This is a genomic window from Verrucomicrobiota bacterium (genome assembly GCA_039192515.1).
Taxonomy (GTDB): domain Bacteria; phylum Verrucomicrobiota; class Verrucomicrobiia; order Methylacidiphilales; family JBCCWR01; genus JBCCWR01.
The window spans coordinates 1-2609 of sequence record JBCCXA010000092.1 but is presented as its reverse complement, the minus strand read 5'-3'; the positions used below and the strand labels follow the sequence as shown (position 1 = coordinate 2609).

3 protein-coding genes are annotated in these 2609 nt (G+C 39.7%); 2 read left to right on the top strand and 1 reads right to left on the bottom strand.

What is annotated here, in order from left to right; all coding sequences use genetic code 11:
* Positions 1-1292: 1292 nt before the first annotated feature.
* Together AAGA18_16080 and AAGA18_16075 are read left to right on the top strand one after the other, a co-directional pair.
* The gene (locus tag AAGA18_16080; GenBank protein MEM9446860.1) at positions 1293-1451 is read left to right on the top strand and encodes a hypothetical protein; all 159 of its coding nucleotides are present in this window, start codon (positions 1293-1295) and stop codon (positions 1449-1451) included.
* A gap of 37 nt (positions 1452-1488) precedes the next feature.
* Complete coding sequence (locus tag AAGA18_16075) at positions 1489-2130, top strand: integrase core domain-containing protein (GenBank protein MEM9446859.1); 642 nt, start codon at positions 1489-1491, stop codon at positions 2128-2130.
* 138 nt (positions 2131-2268) lie between these two features.
* On the opposite strand, the gene AAGA18_16070 is transcribed toward AAGA18_16075, so the two are convergent.
* Positions 2269-2496: a hypothetical protein gene (locus AAGA18_16070; protein ID MEM9446858.1), complete on the bottom strand. Its 228-nt coding sequence runs from the start codon at positions 2494-2496 to the stop codon at positions 2269-2271.
* Positions 2497-2609: the final 113 nt, after the last annotated feature.

Here is a 2609-nt window from a genome sequence, read left to right as displayed (position 1 = left end):
TACTATAGACCATGACTTAGGATGACAAGAATAAAATTTGCTTCTAGAAAAATTTCGTAGATTAATCAGATAATAATCACATAAATAGGCCGTTTACCGATTTCGTGTTTCGTTGAGGCAACCGCTTGTTTGGAGTTTGACTATCAAATGAAAAAAGCAAACTTTGAGACCCGATTACCGCAAAAAGGGTTTTCGGCAAGCCATGCGCTAGGAATAATTGAAAAATCCCCCATGATGTCTTATTTCATGATCAGACTACGCAGAACAGAAAAGTATTCTATGTGTTCTTAATCCGATTTAACTCGAGCATGACGAAAAGATTCATACTGCCAGTATCGCTTATTGCCCCTGGACTGATCCCCTGATACCGGGCCCGATCTAAACGGTATGGTGCTCCGCACGGTTCTATCGAGGCTTTCTCCGATCAAGTCGGAGGGTGACGAAAGGGGGTAGTCGAAGTGTGACACATGAGGTGGCGTTGGAGGGTGAGATAACCTGCCATAGTCTGAGAGCCACGAAAAGGATAGTTGAGGTATGACAGACCACGAGATACCTCATCCCTTACTCTTCTAGAGGCTTTTGGCTCTACATTTAACCCAAATGATGCAATAGAAATTGAACGAGATACTTAAAAGCTTGAGCCACAAGGAAAAGAGAGTTGACGAAGATGTATCAAAAGGTGATACCTCTAGGAGACTCTATGTCTCTTGAGGCCAAGATGTTGCGTAGATCTTTAAGTCTCTACTACATCATCCAGGTTTAAACATAATGACATGGGTTAAAATAATTTTAACAATTATGAGAGGAAAAGGTATCCGGAGCTTGATCAACAGGCTAAATAAGAGCATCCCATGTCCTTTTAGTAGCCTTACCTTTGAAAGCTTAGAATGTTGAAAATATCCTTTAGATAGCGTTGAGACTTAGACTAAAAGCAGGAAGATAAACTAGAAAGGCGCCTTTTTTATCCACTGGCCAAGTTTAGGGTAATGCGGCTCTAAAGCGCTGCGGACATAATTCCTCCTGCTTCTTTATAGTATACTTTTCTTCTTCTTGATGCCTTTTTCGATACTCAATAACTGTGTACCGACTTACCCCAAAGATTCTAGAGACCTCACTAACGCTTTGCCCTTCCTCTAGAGCTCCTATAATTTTGCCTCTCAAATCTTTACTATGAGCTTTCCTCCTTAGAATTATAGTTGATAGCTAGCTATTTGCGCAGGCTTCTTAGATAGAAAAGCTAAAAATGTTCTAATTACAAGAACAGGCTCGATTCTCTTATCGAGAAAAGAATTTTGGAGCTCACACTTCAAAACCCTACACTCGAACAACATCGTATGAGTAATCAACTCCGCCAGGAAGATACGCGTATATCTGGTGGAGGGCGTCGAAGTATCTGGCTTAGAGATAATCTTCATACTTTTAAACTTCGTATAAGGGCCCTGGAAGTGTAAGCCTTCCAAAAAAGGCTTTATCCTCACTCAAACCCAAATGGTAACTTTGGAGCGTAAGAAGGAGCATGATCAATTTCATGATGAAATTGGGACCGAAGATTCTGGTTGTCTTGGCTCTCAGGACACCTTCTACGTAGGAGCCATGAAAGGTGTCGGCCATATGTACCAACAAACCTGCCTAGATACCTCTTCTGAAGTTGCTTTTGCTAAGCTCTGCAATATGAAGACTCCTATTACGGCTGCTGATTTGATCAATGATAGAGTTCTATCTTTCTTTCAAGAGCATAAACTGGGGATTCTAATTCTAGGCAGCTTAACAGATCGAGGCACTGAATTTTGTGGTAAATATGATTCCGATGACTACGAGCTTTTCCTAGCCATCCATGATATTGATTATTCTAAGACAAAAACTAAGCATCCTCAAACAAATGGAACCTGTGAAGGTTTCCATCGAACTATTCTTGAGGAATTTTACCAAATCGCTTTTAGGAAAAAGCTTTACGATAACCTTGATGAGCTCCCAGAAGACTTAGACCCATGGATTACTTACCATAACTCCCAACACACTCACCAAGGTAAAATGTGTTGCCGTAGAACGCCTTTACAAACACTGCTTGAAGGCAAACTTGATTGGATCAGAAAAGTAGATAATCTAAATCAAAACAACATGAACAATTAACAATCTCAGCTGCCACAGACACGAACCTCTGACAGATTAAGTCGTGCACTACGCTATTTGAGATTCAAGAGCGATGCCTGAAAGTTGATCATGTATTTGCAAACGCTCCAGCTAAACGTTTCCGTTTCACTTCATTATTTAGTATTTTTTACGCTTCAGATAGGGAATCCATGTGCTGTCATGAGATTTTGGATTGTTCAAGCTTTTGTTAACACTAGGTAATGCTGAATGAGTTCTTTTCACCTGCTCTTCTATTTTTCTTAAGCTACAAACATATTTAGCCCTTTCCTCTATTTTTGGATTGAGTGGGATAATTCCAAATTTCGATAAATATTTTCTTCTACTGCTTTCTTCGCTTCTAGACATATCTCTTTATCTCCCCATTAGAGTGTTAGTAATTAATACAACGGCAAACAAAAGGACAAGTTATTGGTATCCTTCAATTTGCAAGATGTTTCTTATTCAAATATTGAACAGTC

What these genes read in the sequence shown, in the direction of transcription:
- AAGA18_16075 (MEM9446859.1), top strand. Translation starts at nt 1,489, where the DNA reads ATGGTAACTTTGGAGCGTAAGAAGGAGCATGATCAATTTCATGATGAA.
- AAGA18_16070 (MEM9446858.1), bottom strand. Translation starts at nt 2,496, where the DNA reads ATGTCTAGAAGCGAAGAAAGCAGTAGAAGAAAATATTTATCGAAATTT.